Raw genomic sequence first — 19366 nt, 5'->3', positions numbered from 1 at the left:
TCACGGGGGCGGCGCGTCCGTGTCACCGGGCCCGAGCAGGCCGGTGACCAGTGCGCGCAGGCCGCGCTCGTAGGTGTCCCGCGCGGCAAGAGTCACATAGCTTTCGCCCAGGGCGGCCAGCCGGGGCAGCGCCTCGGCGTCGATGTCGGAGAACACCTTGTCGCGGAAGGTGACACGGCCCGTGCCCCGGCGGGTCGCGGCGGCACGGACGAGCAGTTCGCCCGCCGTGTAGTACCAGATGGTTCGGTAGACGTAGACCGCCTCGTCGGCGTCGGCACCGCACGCCGTGGCGGCGTCGACGATCGCCTCGGTGTACCAGAGCGCCGACCGCGACAGCAGGTCGTCGCCGGTGAGAACCTCGACTATCCAGGGCACCTCGGCCAGCGCCGCGTGCATCGCCAGCGCCACCGCCACGATCCGGGCCCGGGGATCGTCGGGGAGAGCGGGCCTGCGCAGCCCGGCGGCGAGGTCGTCGAGCAGGAGCAGGAGCAGTTCGTCCTTGTCGCGTACGTGGCGATACACGGCCATGGGCGTGGCAGACAACTCTGCGGCCAGGCGGCGCATGGTCAGTGCCTCGACCCCGTGCGCGGCGACCAGGTCACGCGCCACGGCCACGATCTGGGCTCGGGACAGTCGCGACGGACGGCCTGCGCGGGTGCTCACCCGACCATCTTGGCATGGGCTGTCGACAGCCCGACCACGGCGCGCTAGTTTGTATACGCGTATACAAACTAGGCGGGCGAGCCGGCGACATCGCCCCCTCATAAGGAGAAACACCATGGAAATCGACACCGTCAATCTCTTCGACCGCGGCGTGCGCATCCTGCCCGACGGGCGGCTGCTCAGCGAAGAACGCCGGATGCAGGGCGACATGGACGGCTGGACTGTCGCGACCTTCCACGTCGACACCGATGCCGACGTCCACAGCGACACCTGGGAGATGCATCCCGCCGGCGACGAACTGGTCACCGTCCTGGCCGGAAGCGTCCGGATCTACCTCAGACCCGAACAGGAGGGCGCGCCGGCGGTGCCCGTCCAGATGGGGGCCGGACACGCCTTCATCGTCCCCCGCGGACACTGGCACCGCATCGAACTGGACGAACCCAGCGACCTGATGTCCATCGGGCCACGCCGCGGCACCCGGCTGGAACGCCGCGCCGCGTGACGGACCCGCCCCCGCTCGGAGAGACATCCGGGCGGGGGCTTCGTCGTCGGCGAGCGGAATGGCGCCCGGCCCCCGCGTGCTCCCGGCCGCATTCAGCAGGTGCCGACGTACGAGAGGTCGCCGGAACCCGGTATGCCGTCGACGCTTTCTCGCAAGGCCCCGGAATTGGGGTGGCGACGGCTCTGGACCGATCGTTCGTCGATGAACGACAATGTTCTTCTGTACGGGTTGCGAGGCCGCCCGGCACGTGCCGGGCACGGTGGGGAGGGCGCATGAAATCGGTGATGCGTTCGGCGGCAACAGCTGTCGGCACGGTCGCGGTCGTGGTTCTGTGCAGTGGACCGGCCGCGGCCGAGTCCGGATTCGAGGGCGATCACACGGCGATCGATGCCCAGGTGTGCCTGGACACCGGCGGCCACCTCGACGGGCTCATCTGCGTCGGTGGCCCGTACACCGGCTACATCACCCGATGAGCCGCGCACGGCCGACGACCGTCGGGGCGATGCTCGCGTGCAGCCTCGCCGCAGGCGTCGCGCTGACGGTGAGCGGCTGCAGGGACGAGAGCCACGTCCCGGACCTCCCGGCCCACGTGGTCTCGACCACCCCGATGACCACGGCACCGGTCCCGCCGGCGGGGCGGTGACCGTCCCGATCCCGGAACCCGACCCGAGGAAGTGATCCGGCACCGGCCCGGGTTCGTGGCCGCCAACATCCACGCCAGCCTCGACGGCGAACGGGTCGTCAACTACGCCCAGTGGCGCACGACCGAGGACTTCCACGCCATGCTCGAACACCCTGCCGCACAAGAGCATCTGCGCGAAGCCGCCCGCATCGCCGAGGGGTTCGATCCGCACCTGCACACCGTCGTCTCCGTCCACCACTGCTGAATGAACGCCCTCGCTCTCCTCCCGCTCGGCGTCGGCCTGCTCTTCACCGGTGTCGGTGCCACCATGCTGCGCCGCTCACGCCTGCTGCGCACTCGCGGCGCCACGGCACACGGGCGTGTCGTGCGCCTGCACGAGAGCGCGGGCCGGGCGGGCACGCTCTATCACCCCGTCGTCGTATGGGAGCTTCCCGACGGCGGCCGCGCCGAAGCGACCGCCGCCGTCGGGAAGTCGTGGATCGGTCACTACCGGCCGGGCACCCAGGTGACGGTCTTCTACGACCCCGCCGACCCCGCCCGCATGGTCATCGACGGCTACAGCCGCGCCGTCGAATGGGTCCTGCTGCTCCTGGGCGCCGCGACGATCGCCGTCACCGTCATGGTCGTCGCCGTGACCTAGCCAGACCTCACGCCGGTGAGGAGATCGATCCAGGGGGAATCCGCGATGTATCAACTGCCACCGGATCCGTTCGTCCCGGAGACCACGCGACAGCTGATCCACGAACACCGACCGCGTCCGGTCCCGAGGCGCCGCCGCACGACGATCGGCGTGGTGGCGGCCGTGTCGGTCCTGCTGGGCGCGGTGTGCCTGCTGTCGATACGGTCGCCCGGCTCCGATCACTCGGCCACCACGACCACGACGACCACCCGGCTCGACGAACGCGCCCGCGTCGACCTGGCCCACCCCTACGAACACACTCCCGCCCAGGACTGGGCCGAAGGGGAACGGGGCATCGTTGCACCGCCCCCTGCCCCGATCGGGCGCTACTCCGGCGAACAGGTCGGCGCCGCCATGGCGAAGGTGCGGGCACTGATCGTCGCCGCCCGCCTCGACCGCCAGGTGATCGAACGACACGACTACGAACCGGTTCTCGCGCTGCTCGCCCCGCATCAAGCCGAGGAGATCCGGCCGCGCCTGCGGCCCGGCACCGAGGCCGAGACCTGGTGGGTCGCGGTGCGCATCGCCACCGAGTACCCGCTGCTGCCGGTGACACCCCGGGTGACCGGCACCATGACCACGGCCCTCGACGACGACGGCGAACTGATCATCCGCACCAACTACCTCGTCGCCTACGCCTTCGACGCCCCACACCCCGAACTGCTCGACGGCCCCCTCGACATCGTCGCCGTCGACCGCTGGGAAGCCGACTACCACTGGGTCGACGACCCCGCCTACGACGCGGAGTCCCAGGGCATCCACTACGGCGAGATCAACGGTCATCAGTACTCCGTCGGCTGCGCCCTCGGCCACCGGGGCTTCACCGCGCCCAACTACACCAATTCCGCCTGGACCGGCTCCCCCTCCGACCGACCCGCCGAAGCCTACTTCGATCCCACCCAGCCCCTGCCCACCGAAGACGGATGCTGAGCCCGGAATCCGCTGACGCCCTGGCGGACCGGTCGCGACCGGCGCATCCACGGCCGGGCACCACTTGACTTGGACCGGGGTCCAACGCCGAGGCTTGGGTGCATGGATGAGTCAGACGAATTGTTCGGCATCGCGGAGGTCTCGGCGCGGATCGGTCTGGCGCCCGACACCCTGCGCTACTTCGAACGTCACGGAATCGTGCCACCTCCCCGGCGTGACAGCGCGGGCCGTCGCCGGTATACGACGGCCGATATCGAGCTGATCGACATGCTGGTTCATCTCCGTGAGACGGGAATGCCGCTGGCCGACATCGCTCAGTTCACCGCCGCCGACGACACTGTCACCGATCCCGTCGGCTTCCGGCTGGAATTGCTCGCCGCTCACCGCCGCCGCGTCCGAGAACGACGCGAGGAACTCAACCGCGCGCTCGACGTGATCACGCGCAAGATCGCGGACTACAGCGATCGGATCGCGAGCTCTCCGGAACTTCTCCGCCGCCCGGACTGCACGATCGCCTTCAGCAGTCAGGGCCAGGGCCCACTGCTCTTCCTCGTCGGCGCGCCCGCAGGCCGAGCCGGTTTCGCGGCCCTGGTGCAAGAGCTCGCGGGCCGATACACGGTCGTCACCCACGACCCACGCGGCATCGGCGCCAGCCGCGCGGCGCCGGGGATGGCCGCGCCCACGCCCGAGGTCCTTGCCGAGGACCTGTCCGCACTGGTCGACCGCTTCACCGGAGGGCCCGCGCTGTTCGTCGGCACCAGCGGGGGTGCGGTCACGCTGCTGGAGCTGATCAGGCGGCGACCCGATCTGGTCGGCCGGGCGGTACTGCACGAGCCGCCCCTGGTTTCCCTCCTGGCCGACGGGAATCTGGCAGACCGCGCCCGGGCGGCGTTCGCCGCGGCGGAAACCGACCCGCAACGGGCGGTGCAGGAGTTCTTCGACCTCAGCGGCGCGGGCCACCACACCGGCCCGGACCAGGTTCCGCCCACACACACGACTCTCCCCGAGCTGCCGGCCGGGGAACTCGACAAGAACCGCTATTTCCTCGGGCGCATGGCCGGCCCCACGGTCTTCTACACGCCCGACATCGAAGCGACCCGCCAGGCTTCGGTCGCACTCTGCGCGGGCGCGCTGAGCCATCACCAGATGGCGCGCCGGGCCACCCGGGCACTCGCCGATCGGCTGGGACTTCCCCTGATCGACCTGCCCGGCAATCACGTCGGCGCGAGCGCCGAGCCGGCGGAGTTCGCCCGCGCCGTCGTTCCCCTACTCGAACACTGACCCCCGTGGCGGGCGACGCGCGCGACGTTCTCAGCCGGGTTCTCCCGGCACGCTGAACGGGGCCGACCCGCTCGGCGAGCGATCGTCCGGGCGGGTGGTGTCGGGCGCGAAGTGGCAGCCGCTGTGACGGGTGAACGGTTCCGCCAGCTGCGCCAGGTAGCCCGCCGGGTAGTCGGGTTTCGCGGCCATGCCCAGGTCGGCGCTGGTGAACCGGCGGGCAGGCTCGAAGCTGTAGGTGCGCAGGAGGTGGTCCCAGACGAGGGTGAACAGCCCGAAGTTGACATCGCCGACGCCGGCCCATTTGAGGTGGTGGAAGCGGTGGCCCTCGTTGAGGGCCAGCACGTGCTTGAACGGTCCGACGCGGTAGTCGGCGTTGGAGTGCTGCAACAGCAACTGCACCGCGACCGCCAGCGACAGCGCGGCGGCGACCGGTACGGGAATCCCGGCCAGCAGCAGCGGGGTGACCCCGGCGATCGTCTCGATCGTCTGGTGCAGTGGGTGTTTCATCAGGCCGTTGAGCCCGTAGAAGCGGGTGACACTGTGGTGCACGGCGTGAAACCGCCACAGCACCCCGATCCTGTGGCTGGCGTAGTGGGTGAGGGTGATCCCCAGATCGGCGACGAGGACTGCGGCCAGCACCTGCACGACGAACGGCGCGTCGTGCGGCCAGATCCCGTCGCCGGGGACGAGCGCGGTGAGGGCGGGGACGGCGGCCACGCTCGCGAGGATGAGGGTTTCGTTGACGAAGCCGTGGGCCGTGTCGCGGCCGAGGTCACCGTGGGAGGTGTTCCAGGAATCCTGGTACGGCAGCAGTCGTTCGGCGATGAACGACACCGCGACCGCGACCGCCAGCAGGGCGATCAACCAGGCCTTGGGCGCGCCGGAGGCGGCCAGGGCGATGCCGGCGCCGTCGACGCCGAGCAGCATGAACGGAACGTAGCCGTAGCGGATGAGGGGGTGGACGAGCGTGGACGTCATGGGTCTCAGCGTGGCGTCCCGGCCGGGTGGGGGCTTGAAGAAATCAGCCGACTTCGCCGCGGCCCGTGGGTGCGGGCCGCCAGCCGGTGGCGATGAGCGCCTCGGTGGGCGTGATGCCGATCAGGTCGCGGCAGGTGCGCGTGAGATGAGCGCTGTCGGCGAACCCGGCGGTGTGGGCGGCCTCGGTCAGGGAGCCACCGGCGCGCACCACGGCGAAGGCCTGATGCAGCCGGGTCCACCGCCGCCACGCCGCGTACGGCAACCCCACGTGTTCGGTGAACACGTGCGACAGGCGGCTGCCGGACATCCCGACCCGGGTGGCGAGTTCGCCGAGCGCGGGTGGGCCGCCCGGCCAGTCGGCCGCGGCCCGCAGCGCCGCCCCGACGACCTGATGCGCGCGCCGCGGTCGAGCCGCGGTGCGCGGCGAGGGCGGGCGAGGGCGCGCGGCAGCGACCCAGCTCGTGGCGTGATCGCCGGGTAGTCCGGCCAACCGCTCGACGGCGGCCCGCGCGGTCACGGACTCGGGGTCGAGGAACGCGACGAACCCGCTGGTGCCGGGTTCGGCATCCACCCGATGGCCGACACCGGGCGGAATGATCGCCGCCTGCGCGGGCGTGGTGCGCCCGGCCGGATCGGTGAGGGTGAGCGCGCCGCGGGCGACGAAAAGCACCTGCACCGCGGCGTGCGCGTGCGCGTCGGTGTCGCCGATGCCCCCGGTGAACGCCATCAGCCCCGGGCTGAACACCACCCCACCGCGCCACCGCGCCGCCCCCGACGCCGTCATGACGGTCCGTCCATCCAGACCACACGACACTCTTCGACACTCGCCACAGTGCCATTCTCACCGCCGGCGGGCCGAGGCGGTGGACACGGGCGTGTCTCGCCGGAGGGCCGCCGCGGAAATCGCACGCCGGCACCGCCCGGCAGCGACCGCCGTATGCCTGACCTGCCGATCGGGTCCCGAGAAACTACCTATGCGTGACTGATTCGGCCCGGGCGCCGGGTGCCTACCGTGGTGGCACAGCCACGAGAGGACACGACGATGACGCACACACCCGCTGCCCCGACGACCTCGCGGCCCGGGGTGGACCTGGCCTTCGACGAGGCCGGGACCGGTTCGGTCGCGCTGTACGCGCACGGTGCGTTCCTCAGTCGCGCCGAGGACGACCGGCTCGGCCACGTGATCCTGCGGGAGGCGCTGCCGCCGGGGCTGCGGCTGGTGCGGTACGACGCCCGCGGGCACGGTCTCTCGGGGGGACGGGCCGTCGCCGACGACTACCTGTACGAGCGCCTCGGTGAGGATCTGCTGGCCGTGGCCGACCGGGTGCAGCCCGAGTCGCCGATCGTGGGGATGGGGGCATCAATGGGCGCGGCGAGCCTGCTGCAGGCGGCGGTGCGTCGACCCGACCGGTTCACCCGGCTGGTGCTGATCATCCCGCCCACGGCGTGGGAGGCGCGCAGCGCGCAGGCGGAATCCTATCTCGCGCAAGCGGACCTGGTGGAGCGGGCGGGCAAGGCGGCGATGGGGGCGGCGATGGGGGCGATGCCCGCGCCCCCGGCCCTGGCGGAGGCGGGCGCGTGGCCGATCGTGCCCGATGTCGCCGACGCCGTCCTGCCGTCGGTGATGCGGGGCATGGGTCGGTCCGATCTCCCCGGCCGGTCCGAGCTGGCGCGGTTGCCCCACCCGACGCTGATCCTGGGCTGGGTCGGCGATCCGGTCCATCCCGTCGAGACCGCCGAGCAGCTGGCCGAGCTGTTGCCGGGCGGTCGGGCAGTGATCGCTGCGAGCCCGGCCGACCGGGCGACGTGGCGGGCGCGGATCGCGGAGTTCCTGAGCTGATCGGGGTCGGCGGCGTCGGTGACAGCGCGGTGGTGCGTCGGCTGGCGAGGGCGGCGCGGAAGTCGTCCCGGGGGCAGGAGGGCCATACCCGGGCCCGGCGGGGCGGCGAACGCCCCCGCCGGGAGATCGAGTGGCTGTTCCGGCTTGCCGAGGACTCCGAGACCCGGCTGCGCGGATACCTCGACCGTGGGCAGGTGTGGGTGGCGCTCGCCGCCGACGGTGCGATCGTCGGGCACGTCCAAGCCGTCCGGGATCCGGGAGGCGCACGCTGGGAAGTGCTCACCCTCGCCGTCGCCGAGCAGTGGCGCGGAGTCGGCATCGGACGAGGGTTGCTCGAGCACGCCGTCGCGGAGGCCCGCCGAGCCGGCGCGCAGCGGATCGAACTCGCCACGGCCACCGCCGATATCGACAACCTGCGGTTCTACCAACGTTGCGGGTTCCGCATGAGCCACGTGGTCCGTGACGCCTTCACGCCCGACACCGGCTATCCCGAATCGGTCGACATCGACGGAATCCCGCTCCGGGACCAGATCTGGTTCGATCGCGAGCTCTGAACGACACCGCCTACGCGCCGAGCCGGCGGAACCGTCAGAAGTTCGAGAGGCTGTCGAGCGCCGACAGCGCCAGGACGATGTAGCCGACGGCACCGGCCGCGCACATCACGACGAACCCCAGGGAGAGCCGCAACGCCACCGCGGCGAGCCACGGTCGGACGCCCACCCGGCGACCGATCATCACACCGGCGAGCGACGCCATGATCGCGAGGGCGGCGGGCCCGGCGAAACTGCCGATCGTGACGACCGGAGGTGGCAGTTCATCGCCGGGCTGATTCATCCTCCAGAACAGAGCCGCCGTCGCGACGACCAGGAGACCCAGCGCAACGCCACCCGACCAGTGGTCCGGCCTCAGCCGAGCTCGGAGCCGAAGGTCTGCGCGCACCGGTTCATTGAATCAGCGCCGGACCGCACGCGCACGACACCGCCGCACGCGACCACCCGGCGACGCCGCGATGCCCGGTGGACGGCAGGCCCGCACCGGGCGCACCGGCGCGTAATCCAGTTGTCCCCGGTCACGCCGAGCGCCACAATCCAGGCATGCACGAGATGTCCTGGCTCAACAAGGACCACCATTTCGAACCCGGCGCCGAGCTGTTCCGCAGCGATCGCAGCTTCTCCGTCTGGGCCTACACGGTCAGCCACGGGCAGCTGCTGTTGCGAAGCGACGTCGGCCGCAACGGAAACGGCACCACGATCGACATCCTGTTCAAACCGGTCAAGGCGATGAAACTCCAGTATCGCTACGAAGGGCTCCGCATCCGATGCGCAGAAGAAAAAGAAGCGGCCGCGGCGAAGGCGGAGATCCCGCGGTCGCGACTGTTCCCCGATGACCGGGTCCTGGTCCTGGAGAGCGACGGCATCGTCGACCACGTGGTCTGCAAAGCGGTCGGCTGGTGCGAAGGCGTCCTGCGCCACGATCAGAGAGGCTTCTTCGTCGATGATCCGTCCCGCCCGCCGCCGCGCGCCGTGGACGGAATCGACTCCGGCCTCTCGATATAGCCCCTCTCGGCCCGTTCCCCGTGCCGAGGTTCCGTGCGAACGCCTGACAGGCACGCGGGCCGCCGACGGGTAGTCCGGTGCCCTGGATCCGAACACCTCCGTCCGGCTGTGGACGCGGGACGTGCCCGAACCGCCAGGGCTGTGACGCCCTCGGCTACAGGGACGCCACCGTGCGGTTCGTGCATCCTCCGGCGCGGCGTGCCCTGCCGAGCGCTCGTCGATCCAGCGCAGAAACCGGGCGTCGCGCTGATCGTTCGTATGCTGGCGGCGTGAGCGATGTGGCGTACTTCTTCGCGCGGGGCGAGCAGGGGCTCCGGCCCACCGCGACCGATGCGGTGGATTCCTTGATCCGGCTGGGGGTCCTGCTGCCGGTCGACTGGGCGGGCGAGGAAACCGCCGGACAGATCGCGGAGTTCGTCGCGGCGCGGGTGGCGGCCTTCGGGAAGGGCCGCGCGGTCGTGGCCGCGGTGGAGTCCGCGGCCGGGCGCGCGGCCGAGGCCGACCTCGATCGCGGCGCGCAGGTGCCTGCGATCCTGCGGGCGGTGGACGAAGCCCTGGCCGGCGCGGGGTTGGCGCTGGGCGAACTCCGGTCCGGCGACGACACCTATCGCATCGGCGTCATGCGCCGGTCGGCGGCGTCGGCGCGTGCGTGGGGCCTGGATCGGCCCGCTTCCGAACTGCTGTACATCATCGACTGCCCGTGCGGCGGCATGAACGTGTGGCAGCTGCCCGAGACGGAGACGGCTCCCGATGAGGGCGCCTGCGACTCGTGCGGTCGTGACCTGTTCGATCCGGCCGGGTGCCCGATCGCGCCCATGGTCGTGGAGGCCGCCCGCTGAGGCGAGCGTCCCCGTGCCCGGCACGGCCCATGGATCACGTTGCGAGGGGGTGACCGCCGATCACCCGGAGACCCCCGCGAGCGCCGGGCGGGCTACGCCGCCGCTACCCTGTGAGCGGCTTCACCGAAACCGAGAATCGAACCGTCGACAGGAGTTTCGCTTTGCCCGTGCCAGCTGATCTGCAGTACACCGAGGACCACCTGTGGGTGCGGACCGAACCGCAGGGCTCGGTCACCATCGGGATCACCGACTACGGGCAGCAACTGCTCGGTGACATCGTCGAACTCGTCCTGCCGTCGATCGGCGCACCGGTCCAGGCGGGCAGTACCGGCTTCGAGGTGTCGGCGGTGGCGGGTTACCGCAGCTTCGACGCCCCGGTCGACGGCGCGGTCGCGGAGACCAACCCGGAGGCGTTCCGCTCCCCGGGCGCGGTCGACGAAAGCCCCTACGACACCTGGCTGTTGCGGGTGGAGCCGTGGTGCCCGCTGACCGGTCTGCTCGGCGCGGCGGAGTACCAGGCTCTGGTCGAGGCCGATTCCCGAGTCTGACCTGTCTTCGCGGGGCGGCGGACGCTATTCCGGGGCGTCCCGTGGGGGCAGGATGGGTTCCTGATCGGGTGGTGCGCCTCGGTCGATGTTGCGGCCTCGGGCGAGTTCGGCGTCGAACTGGGCGCCGAGCAGGATCGCGATATTGGTCAGCCACAGCCAGACCAGGAACACCACCGCCCCGGCCAGGGAGCCGTAGACCTTGTTGTAGGACCCGAAATGCGTGGCATAGAAGGCGAACCCGGCCGAAACCAGGACCCAGAGGACCACGGCGAGGACGCTGCCGGGACTCAACCAGCGGAACCCGGGCTGGCGGGCGTTCGGCGCCGCCCAATACAGCAGCGCGAAGGCGAGACTGACCAGGATCGCCAGGACCGGCCATTTCACGATGCCCCACACCGTGACGGTGGCCGAACCCACGCCCAGCCACGCGCCGACGATCTCGGCGACGCGCCCCGAGACCAGGACACCGACCGCGCACACCACGACCAGCACCACCAGCGCGGCGGTGAGCGCGAGCCGCAGGGGAATCGTCTTCCAGATCGGGCGGCCCTCGTCGGTGTCGTAGACGACGTTGCAGGCGCGCACGAACGCCCCGACATAGCCCGACGCGGTCCACAGGGCGGTCGCGATGCCCAGTATCGCCAGCGGCCCCGCGAGGGAGCGGGCGTCCTGGAGTTGCGTGAGCACCTGCACGGCAACGGAGTTCGTGCCGCCGTAGCCGAGCTGGTCGATCGTGTCGATCAGCGTCCGGCCCGCGTCGGGGCCGGCGAGGCCGAGAAGCGCGGAGACGACCATGACCCCGGGGAACAACGAGATCACGCTGTAGTAGGTGAGTGCGGCGGCCCAGTCGGGCAGGGTGTCACCGAAGACCTCGGCGACCGTGCGCCGCAGCACTCCCCACCAGGTCCGTGACCGTAACGCCCACGGGCCCTCGATCTCTCGCCGCTTCACCCTCACGCCCGCATCGGCCCTCGCGTGCTCGATCACCACGCCCACCTCCCGTTCGGTCGGGGCGATACCCCGCGCCGCCGCGGCGCAATCACCTCGTCTGCGCGGCCCTGCGCGCGTGGGCCGAGGAAGGCAGGCCCGGTCTAGGGCCTCGGGTAGGGGTCGACGCCGCGCAGGCGCTGCCGGTGCACCCGTTGCAGTTCACCCGCGCGGGTGAGGAAGTCGGCGATGAGGCGGAGTTCCTCCTCGTCGTAGTAGCTCAGCAGCATCTTGTAGCTCTCGACGATCATCGGGACCACGAGTTCCTGCACGCGCCGCGCGGCGAGCTCGGTGGCCATCACGATCACGCGGCGGCGATCCGTCGGGTGCAGGGATCGGGCGATATAGCCCTGCTTCTCCAATCGATTCAGCATGATGGCGACGCCGGCGGAGGTGAGACCCAGGCGCTCGGCCAGCATTCCCGGCGTCGTGGACTTCTCCTCCTCGAGCAGGACGATCTCCAGGGCTCGGCGGTCGGTCTCGTTCACTCCCAGCACGCGGATCAGTTCGCGGACCAGGTCCTCGACGGTTCCGTGATAGAACTCCAGCGCTCGTTTGAGCTCGACGGAGATACGGGCGGGTTCGCTTGTCGTCGGGCACACAGGCTTTCCCATCGCTCACTCGGAAGATGAACCCGCGCGGGATCATCGGGGCGGGCGCACCCGGCCGGGCACGGCCGGACCGGGCCGCCGCTGCGGCCCGGTCCGGATGATGCTCGCCGAAGGCGTCCACGCGGGCGCGACTCTCGTGAGGCCGCGCCCGCCGACCTGTCAGGAGACCGTGGTGGTGGTCAGGGTCGGGGACGGGTTCGGGTAGCACGCGGTGGCGACGTTGCCGACCAACGAGACGTTCGTGGTCATCGTCATTCCGGGGCTGGTGTAGCTGGTGCCCGCGTACTTGCTGGTGATCGGCGTCCCGGCGGCGCCTGCGGTGACGTTGATGGTCACCGCGGGCGGCGTGAAGCTGGTGCCACCGGGGATCGGGCCGGGCACGGTCAGCACGACGTTCCCGCCCGAGGTGGCGACGGTGCCCGCCACGCTGCCGCCGGAGGCGGTGGCCGACACGAGGGTCGAGTTCGCCGGCGTCGGGATGGTCATCTTGAGGTTGCTGATGTTGTTCACGGTGAAGCCCGACGCCGAGCTGGGCACGGACGAGGCGCCCGGCGTGATGGTGATGGCGACCGCCGAGCCCGACGCCGCCGAGGCGGGCGCGGTGCCGGTGACCGAGGTGGTCATGCTCGAGGTCTGGCCGATACCGAAGATCGTGCCCCGGCAGCTCCAGTTCACGCTGATCGGGGCAGCGTTGACCGGAGCGGCCAGACAAAAGACGGTGGCGACTGCCACGGGAGCCAGAAAGGCGGTGCGCAGCAGGGAAGAGGTCGAGCTCATGGCGATCTCCCGGAATATCGAGCGGCGGAATGACGGGTTCGTCGTACCGCTAATTGGGTGTGCATGAAATATAGCGCCCGTCCAACTTTTCATGGACGGAATTCGCGAATCCCGACGTTTCGTAGCCATTAATATCCGCTATTAGATTTTCACCCCGGTTAGCTAACCGCCGAAAGATATTCCGCTCTATTGTCGAGTCGAATTGCGGAGACCTGCGCATTTACTCGGCGCAAATCACTTTCACCCGGGAACGCCACCCGACGTCGCGTCGCGCCGCGCCGGACGGCAGGCTGGCCTCGACGGGCACCGGCATCCCTGGTCGAGCGCCTCCGCCGGGACGAGCCGATGGCACCCGTCCGGGAGTCGCCGTCGGCCCCGCACCGCCGTTGACAGAGCGGGGCCGCCGACGTCGGATACGGCCGGCTTTTTCACGGGAGGTCGGCCGGAGCGGAACGGTTCCCCGATTCACGCCGCAGCGGCGAGTGGGGCACCGCCCGCCGGCCGAGCGGCAATCGGCGACGCCACCGCGGGCCGAAAGAATTGCTCGTCAAGAATGGTCGCACCCGGAATCGGGCGACCCGAATACGTGGACGAACAGAAATATCACCGACGAGTGCACGCGCCCGTGCGCACCGATATCAGGCCCGGCACGCGCGCATCGACCCGCGACGGCGCCTCATCCGCACTCGCCCTTGATCGCGTCGCGCGAGCCTTCGATGGTGGCGGCCTGCTCCTCGGGACTCAGTTCCTGGAACGCCGGCCAGGAGGAGAACACCGCGATCGCAGCCTCGACGAGTTGCGCCCTGCTCTTGGACGGTTCCTGGATCCGCATGTTCTCGAGCTTCGGCAGCATCTCGGCGCACGCCTTCGCCCGCAGCTGCTCGGGCGGTATCGCGGTGGAGGTCACCGCGGCACTGGTGATGCCCGCCGCGGACGTGGAGGCCGCGCGCTGAATCCCGTCATCCGCACCTCCGCACCCGGCGAGCACCGCCGAGCCGGCCAACACCGAGGCGACCGCCATCAGGATCCGAGCCATTACATCCACTCCGTCGTAGCACCGTGGCGAAATCCCGTGTAGACCACTGGACATCGCGCGACCAGTAGGATCGTAGACTTCGATCCGGCCCCGGCTACCTCTTTCCGAATACCTCGTCGGGAGTGCTTCGGCCCTGCGGGTTCACGCTGGGAGACGAACCGGACATCCGGCACCGGACGCGCATCCCGGCGAATCGGCTACCGGGCAGCCACTCCCGAGCCGGGAGTCGCCGCGTGTCATGGATGCCGCCGCCGGGGCAGGTAGCGAGCGGCCGACACCGCGATCGAAGCGAAAGCGACTGCCGTGCCGGCGATCCCGGCCCGCACACCGACGACGGGTCCGCCCGGACCAGGCACAACCCGAGGACCGCGATCCCGACGGCCATGCCGATCTGGCGAGCGGCGTTCAGCGAGGGCCTCGTAACCCTGGTGGCGCTGTAGGTAGATCGCGATCGGGAACAGTAGCCCGTATGCCTCGAACTGGAAGGCGAAGCCGTTCGCGATGGATGCCCAGAACGCCGCATCGCGGAACAGGCCGAGAGGGAGCACGGGAGTGTGATCGCGGGCCCGATCGGCGGCGGATTGTTGACCGAGGCCCTTGGCCGGCGATCGATCCTCCTCGTCAACGTCCCGATCGGTCTGGCGGCGTTGCGGATCGCCTGGCGGCGCATCGACGAGACCGCGCGCCGGGGCGGCGAATCCTTCGACTGGACCCGATCCTGCAGCTACTCTCCCGCTGACGCCGGGCGTCAGCGGCGGTTGCGCCGCCAGAGCGCGGCCGACAGCACCGTGGCGAAGGCGCACCACGCCGGGTACGGCGCGAGGGCGAGACCGCGCCGGTCCGCGGCGGCCGCGCGGCGGGTCAGATCGGCGCTGCTCGCGGTGAGCGCCGCCGCGATCAGCGTGGCGGCGCCGAGGCGATGCGCCCGGAAGAAGACCAGCGACCACCCCGCGTTCAGCACCAGGTCGACGGCCAGCGCCCGCCGCGTGCGGGTGGCGTGCCGCTCGTCGGGCGCGTTGTCCAGCGCTAGCGCGAAGATCACCGCCAGGTCGGCGTAGAGCAGGGTCCACGCCAGCGGGAACGCCGCGGGCGGCGGCTGGAAACCCGGCTTGCTCAGACTCCGGTACCAGGCGCTGCCCGGGTCGGTCGCCGCCGATCCGACGATCGCCGCGGCCGACACGCCGAGCGCCGTCCGGATGAGCGTGGGCCTCGACGGCCCGCGGTGCGCCGTCTTCGCGGCCGGGATCAGCGTCATGGGCATCGCGATACCCGGGCCTCGCCGCGGCAAACGGGCAGCCGGCGGGTCAGGCCACCCGACACGATCCGCCGCAACCGCCACTCCGTCCGGGTTCGCCCGACGGCGGGCGCGACGATCCCGGCGGCATCGGGGTCAGCGGAGCTTGCGGACCGGCGGCGGGTTCCAGGTGCCGTCGAGGACCTGGGGGCGCGGCGCGTAGAGGCGCATCGTGATGCCGAGAGGGCCCGCGGGGGCGGGCAGCCAGTTCGCCTGCCGGTCCGGGCCGGGGTCGGTGTGGGAGACGAGGATGTCGAGGGAACCGTCGGGGTTGTAGCGCAGCGGGTCGCGGTCGCCGAGGGCGTATCGGTCCAGTTCGTTGGCGACCTGGAATCCTTCGTCGTCGTACATGGTGATCGACCAGAACGCGGCCACCGGCGGCAGCGCGTCGGCGTCGAAGTGGATCTCGTAGTCGGTGAGGCCGATCAGCGGATCGCCGTCGGCGTCGTGGGCGAGCAGGGGGTAGATGGCGTCCTCGGGCGGGTTGGCGCCCAGCCCGACCAACGTGACCGTCGCCCGCGTGAGGTACTCGTTGCCGTACACGCCGATCGAGCCGAGCATGCTCACCCATCCGTTCACGGGCGCGGCCAGCTTCGTCGGGGCCGCGGCCAGGGCGGCGCGCGCGGCCTTCACACCCGCCTCGATCTGCTCGCGGTCACCGGAGCCGAAACGGGACAGGTCGAGATCGCGGCCGGGCACGATGCCGAGGGCGGCGATCCGGGCGAGCTGGGAGAAGTCGGTGTAGTGCGGCGGATCGACCTTCATCGCCGCCGCGGCGCGGGTGAAGAACTCCTCCGCCGTCATGGTGTTGACCCGGCGCAGCGGTTCGATCGAGTCGGCCTGGTCCGGGTCGGGCCGGAACGGGGGCGCGTCCGGGGGCGGGGTGAGGGACAGGCCGTCCTGGAAGGCGTTGACCGCCGCGTAGTCGTCCGGGCCGTTGGTCTGGGTGCGGCCGATGATCCACGCGTGCGGGGTCGGCGAGGCGATCACGGTGTGGCCGTCGGGCACCTCACCGCGAAAGCCGGGGCCGACGATGACGTAGTCCTGTTCGCCGGTCCCGGTCGTGCGCTTGCCGGGATTGGCGAACACGTCGGTCCACGCATCGAGGATCGGCAGCATGAAGTACCGGTCGCCGCTGTCGGGCACGTGCAACCGGACCGGGCCGTGACGCAGATCCAGCCAGGCCGAGGAGTAGAGGGTGTCGAAGTTCGGGCGCACCACCGCGCGGAAGTCGGCGTCGGGGAATCGGCGCAGGTGGTGGAACTGGTTGGGTGGGCCGAAGCCCGGCCGTTCGCCGGCGGCGGTGTTCGTTTCCTGACGACGGGTGACGTCCATCGTCACCAGCGGATACAGGTACACATACGCTTCGTAACTCAGGGTTTGCAGATCGTCGGACAGAACGCTCATCACGCCTCCGCATCGCCTCGCAAGACACCGGTAGTGGCTGCTGCGACGCTAACAGCGCCCTCCGATCCGGGACAATCACTCGGCGTTTGCCGTTATGAACTCGGGGCACGAGGCGTGGACGTCGAGCCGGGGCTGTCGGGTGGCCGCCACGCGCCTGACGGCGACGTCGATGGTGCCGCGGTCGGAGGACGTAGGCGCGTCTCGGCAGGCCTGGCCGACGCTCGCGCCGCGCAGGCAGGGCGTCGAGGTTATCCGACCTCGGCCGCGGCGGGCGCCGCATGACCTGCCCCCATAGTCCGCGACACGATCGACTACTGAGGCAGGCGCACCCGGCGGCGGGCTCAGTTCGATTCGGCGTTGTCCAGGCCGAGCATGGCCAGCAGGCGCGCGCAGTCGGCGCTGTCGTGGGAGTGTCCCGCGACCGTCCGCGCGGCCAGGGCGTCCTGCTGGACGCGGAAGGCCTTCTCGGCCGCCCGCACGTCCGCGAACGCGCTGTGGTCTTCGAGGGGACGGCTGTTACCGACCGAGGTCATCAAGGCTCCCTTGCGGATAGTCCCCAACTGGATGCCTGATGCCTCCACCCGAGGCCGGCGCGCGATCACGGTGCGGTGCGCTCGGGCGCCCGCGCCGGTGATCGTCGCCGGTGGACTCGACCGTACCCGTCGGGGTCGCGCGGCACGCGGGTTCACCCGCAATGGCCGTGCGCCGGGCGGGTCGGGCTCAGGCGTCGACGACGGTGATCTTCGCCTGATCGGCGTTGATCGACGAATCGGAGGGATTCCCGTCGGACTTCAGCGTGATCCGCGACTTGTCGATGCCGTCGGACTCCAGCTCGGCCACGATGTTGTCCCCGCGCGACTTGGCCAGCGACGCGGCGGTGGCGGGGTTGGAGTCCTTGGCGTAGGTGGTGACCTCGATCTTGGTGCCGTTGCCCTGCAGCGCGGCCGCGACCGCCTTGAGGGTGGCGCCGAGGTCGGAGCTGCCCGGATCGAAGGTGATGGGCGCGGCGGTCAGGACCTTGTTGATCGTGTTCTGGACGCCCTGCTCCACGCTGTCGAGCGCGGAGTTCACCGCCGACGACGCCGTCGCGGCGACGCTGCTGCGCATCGGACTGACCTGGGCGGTGGAGGTGGGGCTCGACGAGGATTCGTCGTCGCCGGAGCTACACCCCCCGATCACCAGCGCGACCGCCACGATCGATGCTGCCCCGACGGCGCCGACCTCGAGCTTCATGGATGTCTCCCGTTCTGTGTGTCGGACAAGGACCGGATCCCACACGCGAACACTCCCCCGTCCCCCGCCCGCGCACCTCACCCGATTCGGGTGATCTCCGGCCGCCGACTCGTCCTTCGGGGAGGTGACTACTGCGCGGTGCGCAGCAGTACTTCCTGCATGACCATGGCGACCAGCGTGCCGTCGCGGTCCCAGATCTTGCCCTGGGTGAGGGCGCGGCCGCCGTCCGCCGACGGGGAGGACTGGTCGTAGAGGAGCCATTCGTCGGCGCGGAAGGGACGCAGGAACCACATGGCGTGGTCGAGGGACGCCTCCTGGGTGCGGATGTCGCGGTGGTTGACCTTGGAGGAGCCGAGCAGGGTCATGTCGCTCATGTAGGCGAGGGTGCAGACGTGGAACACCTGGTCGTCGGGTAGCCGGTGCCTGTAGCGGAACCAGACCTGCTGGGCCGAGACCACGCCGTCCCGGTCGGTGACCCGGTCGGGCGGGACGAGGACGAAGTCCCAGTCCTCCCACTCGCGCTTGATCCACTGCCGTTCCGGACTGAACGAATCGTCGGGAAGATTCTCCGGCAGCTCGACATCGGGCATGACGTCCTGATGCTCCGGGCCCTCGTCGCCGTGATGGAACGACGCGGCCATCGTGAAGATGGCCTGGCCGTCCTGGATGCCGGTGACCCGCCGGGTGCAGAACGAACGCCCCTCCCGGATCCGGTCGACCTGATAGACGGTGCGCTCCAGCGGATTTCCCGGGCGAAGGAAGTAGCCGTGCAGGGAGTGCACGCGGTAGGCGGGGTCGACGGTGCGCACCGCCGAGACCAGCGCCTGGCCCGCCACCTGACCACCGAAGGTCCGCGGCAACTGCGACTCGATGGTCGCCCCACGAAAGATGTCCCGTTCGAGCCGCTCGACCGCCAGGGCCTTTTCGATGATCGCCATGAGACCGGACAGTAACGCGACCACACGGTCCTTCGCCGGACGGGACGGACCCCGAGCGCCCCGCGCCCCCGCGCACCCACCGCGACCTGCGGTTCTTCCCGAAACCTGGGATCGGTAGGTGGCGGCCGCCCGATCTACTCATCGGCATGACCTCTTCACAGCACCCCACCAACCAGTCCTCCGGCCTGGACAAGAAGACCAGCGCGATCCTGTCCTACGTGCTGGGCTGGCTCTCCGGCCTCGTGTTCCTCTTCGTCGGCAAGAACGACCCCGACGTGAAATTCCATGCCGCGCAATCGGTCGTCTTCTTCGGCGCGGTCTCGGTCCTCAACATCGCGCTCAGCGTCATCGGCGCCGTCGTCGGGGTGCTCGTCGGGGCGCTCGGGATCGTGTTCAGCCTCGCCGGCCTCGCGCTCGGGGTGTTCACGGTGGTCGTGTGGATCATGGCCATCGTCCAGGCGAACAACACCGGCGGGGCGCGGGCCGAGCTCCCCCTGGTCGGGAAGTTCGTCGCCCCCTACGCCGACCGGCTGGCCGGCTCGGTCGGGTAGTGCCGCGGCGCCCACGCAACGCCGGGACGGGCGGCCCGAGGACTCACCTCGGGCCGCCTGCGGGCGTCGGCGG

General features: G+C 70.6%; 26 protein-coding genes. 13 read left to right on the top strand and 13 right to left on the bottom strand.

Annotated features, from left to right (window positions below):
* Nucleotides 1-663, bottom strand: coding sequence for a TetR/AcrR family transcriptional regulator (locus tag ON36_RS31275; RefSeq protein ID WP_043661314.1), 663 nt, complete (start codon nucleotides 661-663; stop codon nucleotides 1-3).
* A 115-nt stretch (nucleotides 664-778) separates the two neighbouring features.
* Here ON36_RS31275 and ON36_RS31270 point away from each other — a divergent pair, with 115 nt between their 5' ends.
* The 7 genes from ON36_RS31270 to ON36_RS31245 all read left to right on the top strand — a co-directional run bounded on the left by ON36_RS31270 (nucleotide 779) and on the right by ON36_RS31245 (nucleotide 4698).
* On the top strand, nucleotides 779-1165 hold the full coding sequence (locus ON36_RS31270) for a cupin domain-containing protein (RefSeq protein WP_043661311.1): 387 nt from the start codon (nucleotides 779-781) through the stop codon (nucleotides 1163-1165).
* 272 nt (nucleotides 1166-1437) lie between these two features.
* Complete coding sequence (locus tag ON36_RS31265; protein ID WP_157225106.1) at nucleotides 1438-1638, top strand: hypothetical protein; 201 nt, start codon at nucleotides 1438-1440, stop codon at nucleotides 1636-1638.
* Nucleotides 1635-1808, top strand: coding sequence for a hypothetical protein (locus tag ON36_RS35220; RefSeq protein ID WP_157225105.1), 174 nt, complete (start codon nucleotides 1635-1637; stop codon nucleotides 1806-1808). The genes ON36_RS31265 and ON36_RS35220 overlap by 4 nt, the downstream gene beginning before the upstream one ends.
* A gap of 31 nt (nucleotides 1809-1839) precedes the next feature.
* Nucleotides 1840-2052 (top strand): antibiotic biosynthesis monooxygenase family protein, encoded by a 213-nt coding sequence (locus ON36_RS31260; RefSeq protein WP_052314578.1) that lies wholly within the window; start codon nucleotides 1840-1842, stop codon nucleotides 2050-2052.
* On the top strand, nucleotides 2053-2448 hold the full coding sequence (locus tag ON36_RS31255; RefSeq protein WP_043661305.1) for a DUF3592 domain-containing protein: 396 nt from the start codon (nucleotides 2053-2055) through the stop codon (nucleotides 2446-2448).
* A 153-nt stretch (nucleotides 2449-2601) separates the two neighbouring features.
* The gene (locus ON36_RS31250; protein ID WP_157225104.1) at nucleotides 2602-3417 is read left to right on the top strand and encodes a hypothetical protein; all 816 of its coding nucleotides are present in this window, start codon (nucleotides 2602-2604) and stop codon (nucleotides 3415-3417) included.
* Between the two features lie 102 nt (nucleotides 3418-3519).
* Nucleotides 3520-4698, top strand: coding sequence for an alpha/beta fold hydrolase (locus ON36_RS31245; RefSeq protein WP_043661303.1), 1179 nt, complete (start codon nucleotides 3520-3522; stop codon nucleotides 4696-4698).
* Between the two features lie 30 nt (nucleotides 4699-4728).
* Here ON36_RS31245 and ON36_RS31240 read toward each other — a convergent pair whose 3' ends face one another.
* Both ON36_RS31240 and ON36_RS31235 read right to left on the bottom strand, forming a co-directional pair.
* Entirely contained in the window at nucleotides 4729-5676 is a 948-nt protein-coding gene (locus tag ON36_RS31240; RefSeq protein ID WP_043661301.1) for a sterol desaturase family protein, read from the bottom strand.
* Between the two features lie 43 nt (nucleotides 5677-5719).
* Nucleotides 5720-6460: a helix-turn-helix transcriptional regulator gene (locus ON36_RS31235; RefSeq protein ID WP_043661300.1), complete on the bottom strand. Its 741-nt coding sequence runs from the start codon at nucleotides 6458-6460 to the stop codon at nucleotides 5720-5722.
* Between the two features lie 258 nt (nucleotides 6461-6718).
* Between ON36_RS31235 and ON36_RS31230 the strand changes: the two genes are divergently transcribed.
* Both ON36_RS31230 and ON36_RS35215 read left to right on the top strand, forming a co-directional pair.
* A complete protein-coding gene (locus ON36_RS31230) occupies nucleotides 6719-7516 on the top strand; it encodes an alpha/beta fold hydrolase (RefSeq protein ID WP_052314576.1) in 798 nt (265 codons plus the stop codon).
* Between the two features lie 29 nt (nucleotides 7517-7545).
* Nucleotides 7546-8070, top strand: coding sequence for a GNAT family N-acetyltransferase (locus tag ON36_RS35215; RefSeq protein WP_157225103.1), 525 nt, complete (start codon nucleotides 7546-7548; stop codon nucleotides 8068-8070).
* A gap of 34 nt (nucleotides 8071-8104) precedes the next feature.
* On the opposite strand, the gene ON36_RS31220 is transcribed toward ON36_RS35215, so the two are convergent.
* The gene (locus ON36_RS31220) at nucleotides 8105-8350 is read right to left on the bottom strand and encodes a hypothetical protein (RefSeq protein ID WP_043661294.1); all 246 of its coding nucleotides are present in this window, start codon (nucleotides 8348-8350) and stop codon (nucleotides 8105-8107) included.
* Nucleotides 8351-8610: 260 nt separating this feature from the next.
* Here ON36_RS31220 and ON36_RS33185 point away from each other — a divergent pair, with 260 nt between their 5' ends.
* The 3 genes from ON36_RS33185 to ON36_RS31205 all read left to right on the top strand — a co-directional run bounded on the left by ON36_RS33185 (nucleotide 8611) and on the right by ON36_RS31205 (nucleotide 10459).
* Complete coding sequence (locus tag ON36_RS33185) at nucleotides 8611-9072, top strand: hypothetical protein (RefSeq protein WP_052314574.1); 462 nt, start codon at nucleotides 8611-8613, stop codon at nucleotides 9070-9072.
* A 269-nt stretch (nucleotides 9073-9341) separates the two neighbouring features.
* Nucleotides 9342-9911: a DUF6630 family protein gene (locus tag ON36_RS31210; protein ID WP_157225102.1), complete on the top strand. Its 570-nt coding sequence runs from the start codon at nucleotides 9342-9344 to the stop codon at nucleotides 9909-9911.
* Nucleotides 9912-10078: 167 nt separating this feature from the next.
* A complete protein-coding gene (locus ON36_RS31205; RefSeq protein WP_052314573.1) occupies nucleotides 10079-10459 on the top strand; it encodes a glycine cleavage system protein H in 381 nt (126 codons plus the stop codon).
* Nucleotides 10460-10483: 24 nt separating this feature from the next.
* Here the strand turns inward: ON36_RS31205 and ON36_RS31200 are convergent, their stop codons facing one another.
* The 9 genes from ON36_RS31200 to ON36_RS31160 all read right to left on the bottom strand — a co-directional run bounded on the left by ON36_RS31200 (nucleotide 10484) and on the right by ON36_RS31160 (nucleotide 18742).
* The gene (locus tag ON36_RS31200; RefSeq protein WP_245558280.1) at nucleotides 10484-11446 is read right to left on the bottom strand and encodes a YihY/virulence factor BrkB family protein; all 963 of its coding nucleotides are present in this window, start codon (nucleotides 11444-11446) and stop codon (nucleotides 10484-10486) included.
* 104 nt (nucleotides 11447-11550) lie between these two features.
* Nucleotides 11551-12060 (bottom strand): MarR family winged helix-turn-helix transcriptional regulator, encoded by a 510-nt coding sequence (locus ON36_RS31195; RefSeq protein WP_245558279.1) that lies wholly within the window; start codon nucleotides 12058-12060, stop codon nucleotides 11551-11553.
* Nucleotides 12061-12216: 156 nt separating this feature from the next.
* On the bottom strand, nucleotides 12217-12834 hold the full coding sequence (locus tag ON36_RS36485) for a hypothetical protein (protein ID WP_043661283.1): 618 nt from the start codon (nucleotides 12832-12834) through the stop codon (nucleotides 12217-12219).
* Between the two features lie 676 nt (nucleotides 12835-13510).
* Nucleotides 13511-13855, bottom strand: a complete 345-nt coding sequence (locus ON36_RS31185) for a hypothetical protein (protein ID WP_157225101.1) — start codon at nucleotides 13853-13855, stop codon at nucleotides 13511-13513.
* 763 nt (nucleotides 13856-14618) lie between these two features.
* Nucleotides 14619-15125, bottom strand: coding sequence for a TspO/MBR family protein (locus ON36_RS31180; protein WP_052314571.1), 507 nt, complete (start codon nucleotides 15123-15125; stop codon nucleotides 14619-14621).
* A gap of 135 nt (nucleotides 15126-15260) precedes the next feature.
* Nucleotides 15261-16571 (bottom strand): DUF1254 domain-containing protein, encoded by a 1311-nt coding sequence (locus tag ON36_RS31175; RefSeq protein ID WP_043661279.1) that lies wholly within the window; start codon nucleotides 16569-16571, stop codon nucleotides 15261-15263.
* A 341-nt stretch (nucleotides 16572-16912) separates the two neighbouring features.
* Nucleotides 16913-17104, bottom strand: coding sequence for a hypothetical protein (locus ON36_RS31170; RefSeq protein WP_043661277.1), 192 nt, complete (start codon nucleotides 17102-17104; stop codon nucleotides 16913-16915).
* A gap of 187 nt (nucleotides 17105-17291) precedes the next feature.
* Complete coding sequence (locus tag ON36_RS31165; protein ID WP_043661275.1) at nucleotides 17292-17804, bottom strand: OmpA family protein; 513 nt, start codon at nucleotides 17802-17804, stop codon at nucleotides 17292-17294.
* 128 nt (nucleotides 17805-17932) lie between these two features.
* Entirely contained in the window at nucleotides 17933-18742 is an 810-nt protein-coding gene (locus tag ON36_RS31160) for an acyl-CoA thioesterase (protein WP_043661272.1), read from the bottom strand.
* Nucleotides 18743-18888: 146 nt separating this feature from the next.
* Here ON36_RS31160 and ON36_RS31155 point away from each other — a divergent pair, with 146 nt between their 5' ends.
* Nucleotides 18889-19293, top strand: coding sequence for a DUF4870 domain-containing protein (locus ON36_RS31155; protein WP_043661269.1), 405 nt, complete (start codon nucleotides 18889-18891; stop codon nucleotides 19291-19293).
* Nucleotides 19294-19366 lie beyond the last annotated feature (73 nt).

Origin of the sequence: Nocardia thailandica NBRC 100428, assembly GCF_000308795.1 — a bacterium.
In the GTDB taxonomy this organism is placed as follows: Bacteria; Actinomycetota; Actinomycetes; order Mycobacteriales; family Mycobacteriaceae; genus Nocardia; species Nocardia thailandica.
This window is presented reverse-complemented; position numbering and strand designations above follow the sequence as displayed.

Coding starts and splice junctions, on each gene's coding strand:
- ON36_RS31270 (WP_043661311.1), top strand. CDS start 779: ATGGAAATCGACACCGTCAATCTCTTCGACCGCGGCGTGCGCATCCTG.
- ON36_RS31265 (WP_157225106.1), top strand. CDS start 1,438: ATGAAATCGGTGATGCGTTCGGCGGCAACAGCTGTCGGCACGGTCGCG.
- ON36_RS35220 (WP_157225105.1), top strand. CDS start 1,635: ATGAGCCGCGCACGGCCGACGACCGTCGGGGCGATGCTCGCGTGCAGC.
- ON36_RS31255 (WP_043661305.1), top strand. CDS start 2,053: ATGAACGCCCTCGCTCTCCTCCCGCTCGGCGTCGGCCTGCTCTTCACC.
- ON36_RS31245 (WP_043661303.1), top strand. CDS start 3,520: ATGGATGAGTCAGACGAATTGTTCGGCATCGCGGAGGTCTCGGCGCGG.
- ON36_RS31240 (WP_043661301.1), bottom strand. CDS start 5,676: ATGACGTCCACGCTCGTCCACCCCCTCATCCGCTACGGCTACGTTCCG.
- ON36_RS31235 (WP_043661300.1), bottom strand. CDS start 6,460: ATGACGGCGTCGGGGGCGGCGCGGTGGCGCGGTGGGGTGGTGTTCAGC.
- ON36_RS31230 (WP_052314576.1), top strand. CDS start 6,719: ATGACGCACACACCCGCTGCCCCGACGACCTCGCGGCCCGGGGTGGAC.
- ON36_RS31220 (WP_043661294.1), bottom strand. CDS start 8,350: ATGAATCAGCCCGGCGATGAACTGCCACCTCCGGTCGTCACGATCGGC.
- ON36_RS33185 (WP_052314574.1), top strand. CDS start 8,611: ATGCACGAGATGTCCTGGCTCAACAAGGACCACCATTTCGAACCCGGC.
- ON36_RS31195 (WP_245558279.1), bottom strand. CDS start 12,060: ATGGGAAAGCCTGTGTGCCCGACGACAAGCGAACCCGCCCGTATCTCC.
- ON36_RS36485 (WP_043661283.1), bottom strand. CDS start 12,834: ATGAGCTCGACCTCTTCCCTGCTGCGCACCGCCTTTCTGGCTCCCGTG.
- ON36_RS31185 (WP_157225101.1), bottom strand. CDS start 13,855: ATGGCGGTCGCCTCGGTGTTGGCCGGCTCGGCGGTGCTCGCCGGGTGC.
- ON36_RS31180 (WP_052314571.1), bottom strand. CDS start 15,125: ATGACGCTGATCCCGGCCGCGAAGACGGCGCACCGCGGGCCGTCGAGG.
- ON36_RS31175 (WP_043661279.1), bottom strand. CDS start 16,571: ATGAGCGTTCTGTCCGACGATCTGCAAACCCTGAGTTACGAAGCGTAT.
- ON36_RS31170 (WP_043661277.1), bottom strand. CDS start 17,104: ATGACCTCGGTCGGTAACAGCCGTCCCCTCGAAGACCACAGCGCGTTC.
- ON36_RS31165 (WP_043661275.1), bottom strand. CDS start 17,804: ATGAAGCTCGAGGTCGGCGCCGTCGGGGCAGCATCGATCGTGGCGGTC.
- ON36_RS31160 (WP_043661272.1), bottom strand. CDS start 18,742: ATGGCGATCATCGAAAAGGCCCTGGCGGTCGAGCGGCTCGAACGGGAC.
- ON36_RS31155 (WP_043661269.1), top strand. CDS start 18,889: ATGACCTCTTCACAGCACCCCACCAACCAGTCCTCCGGCCTGGACAAG.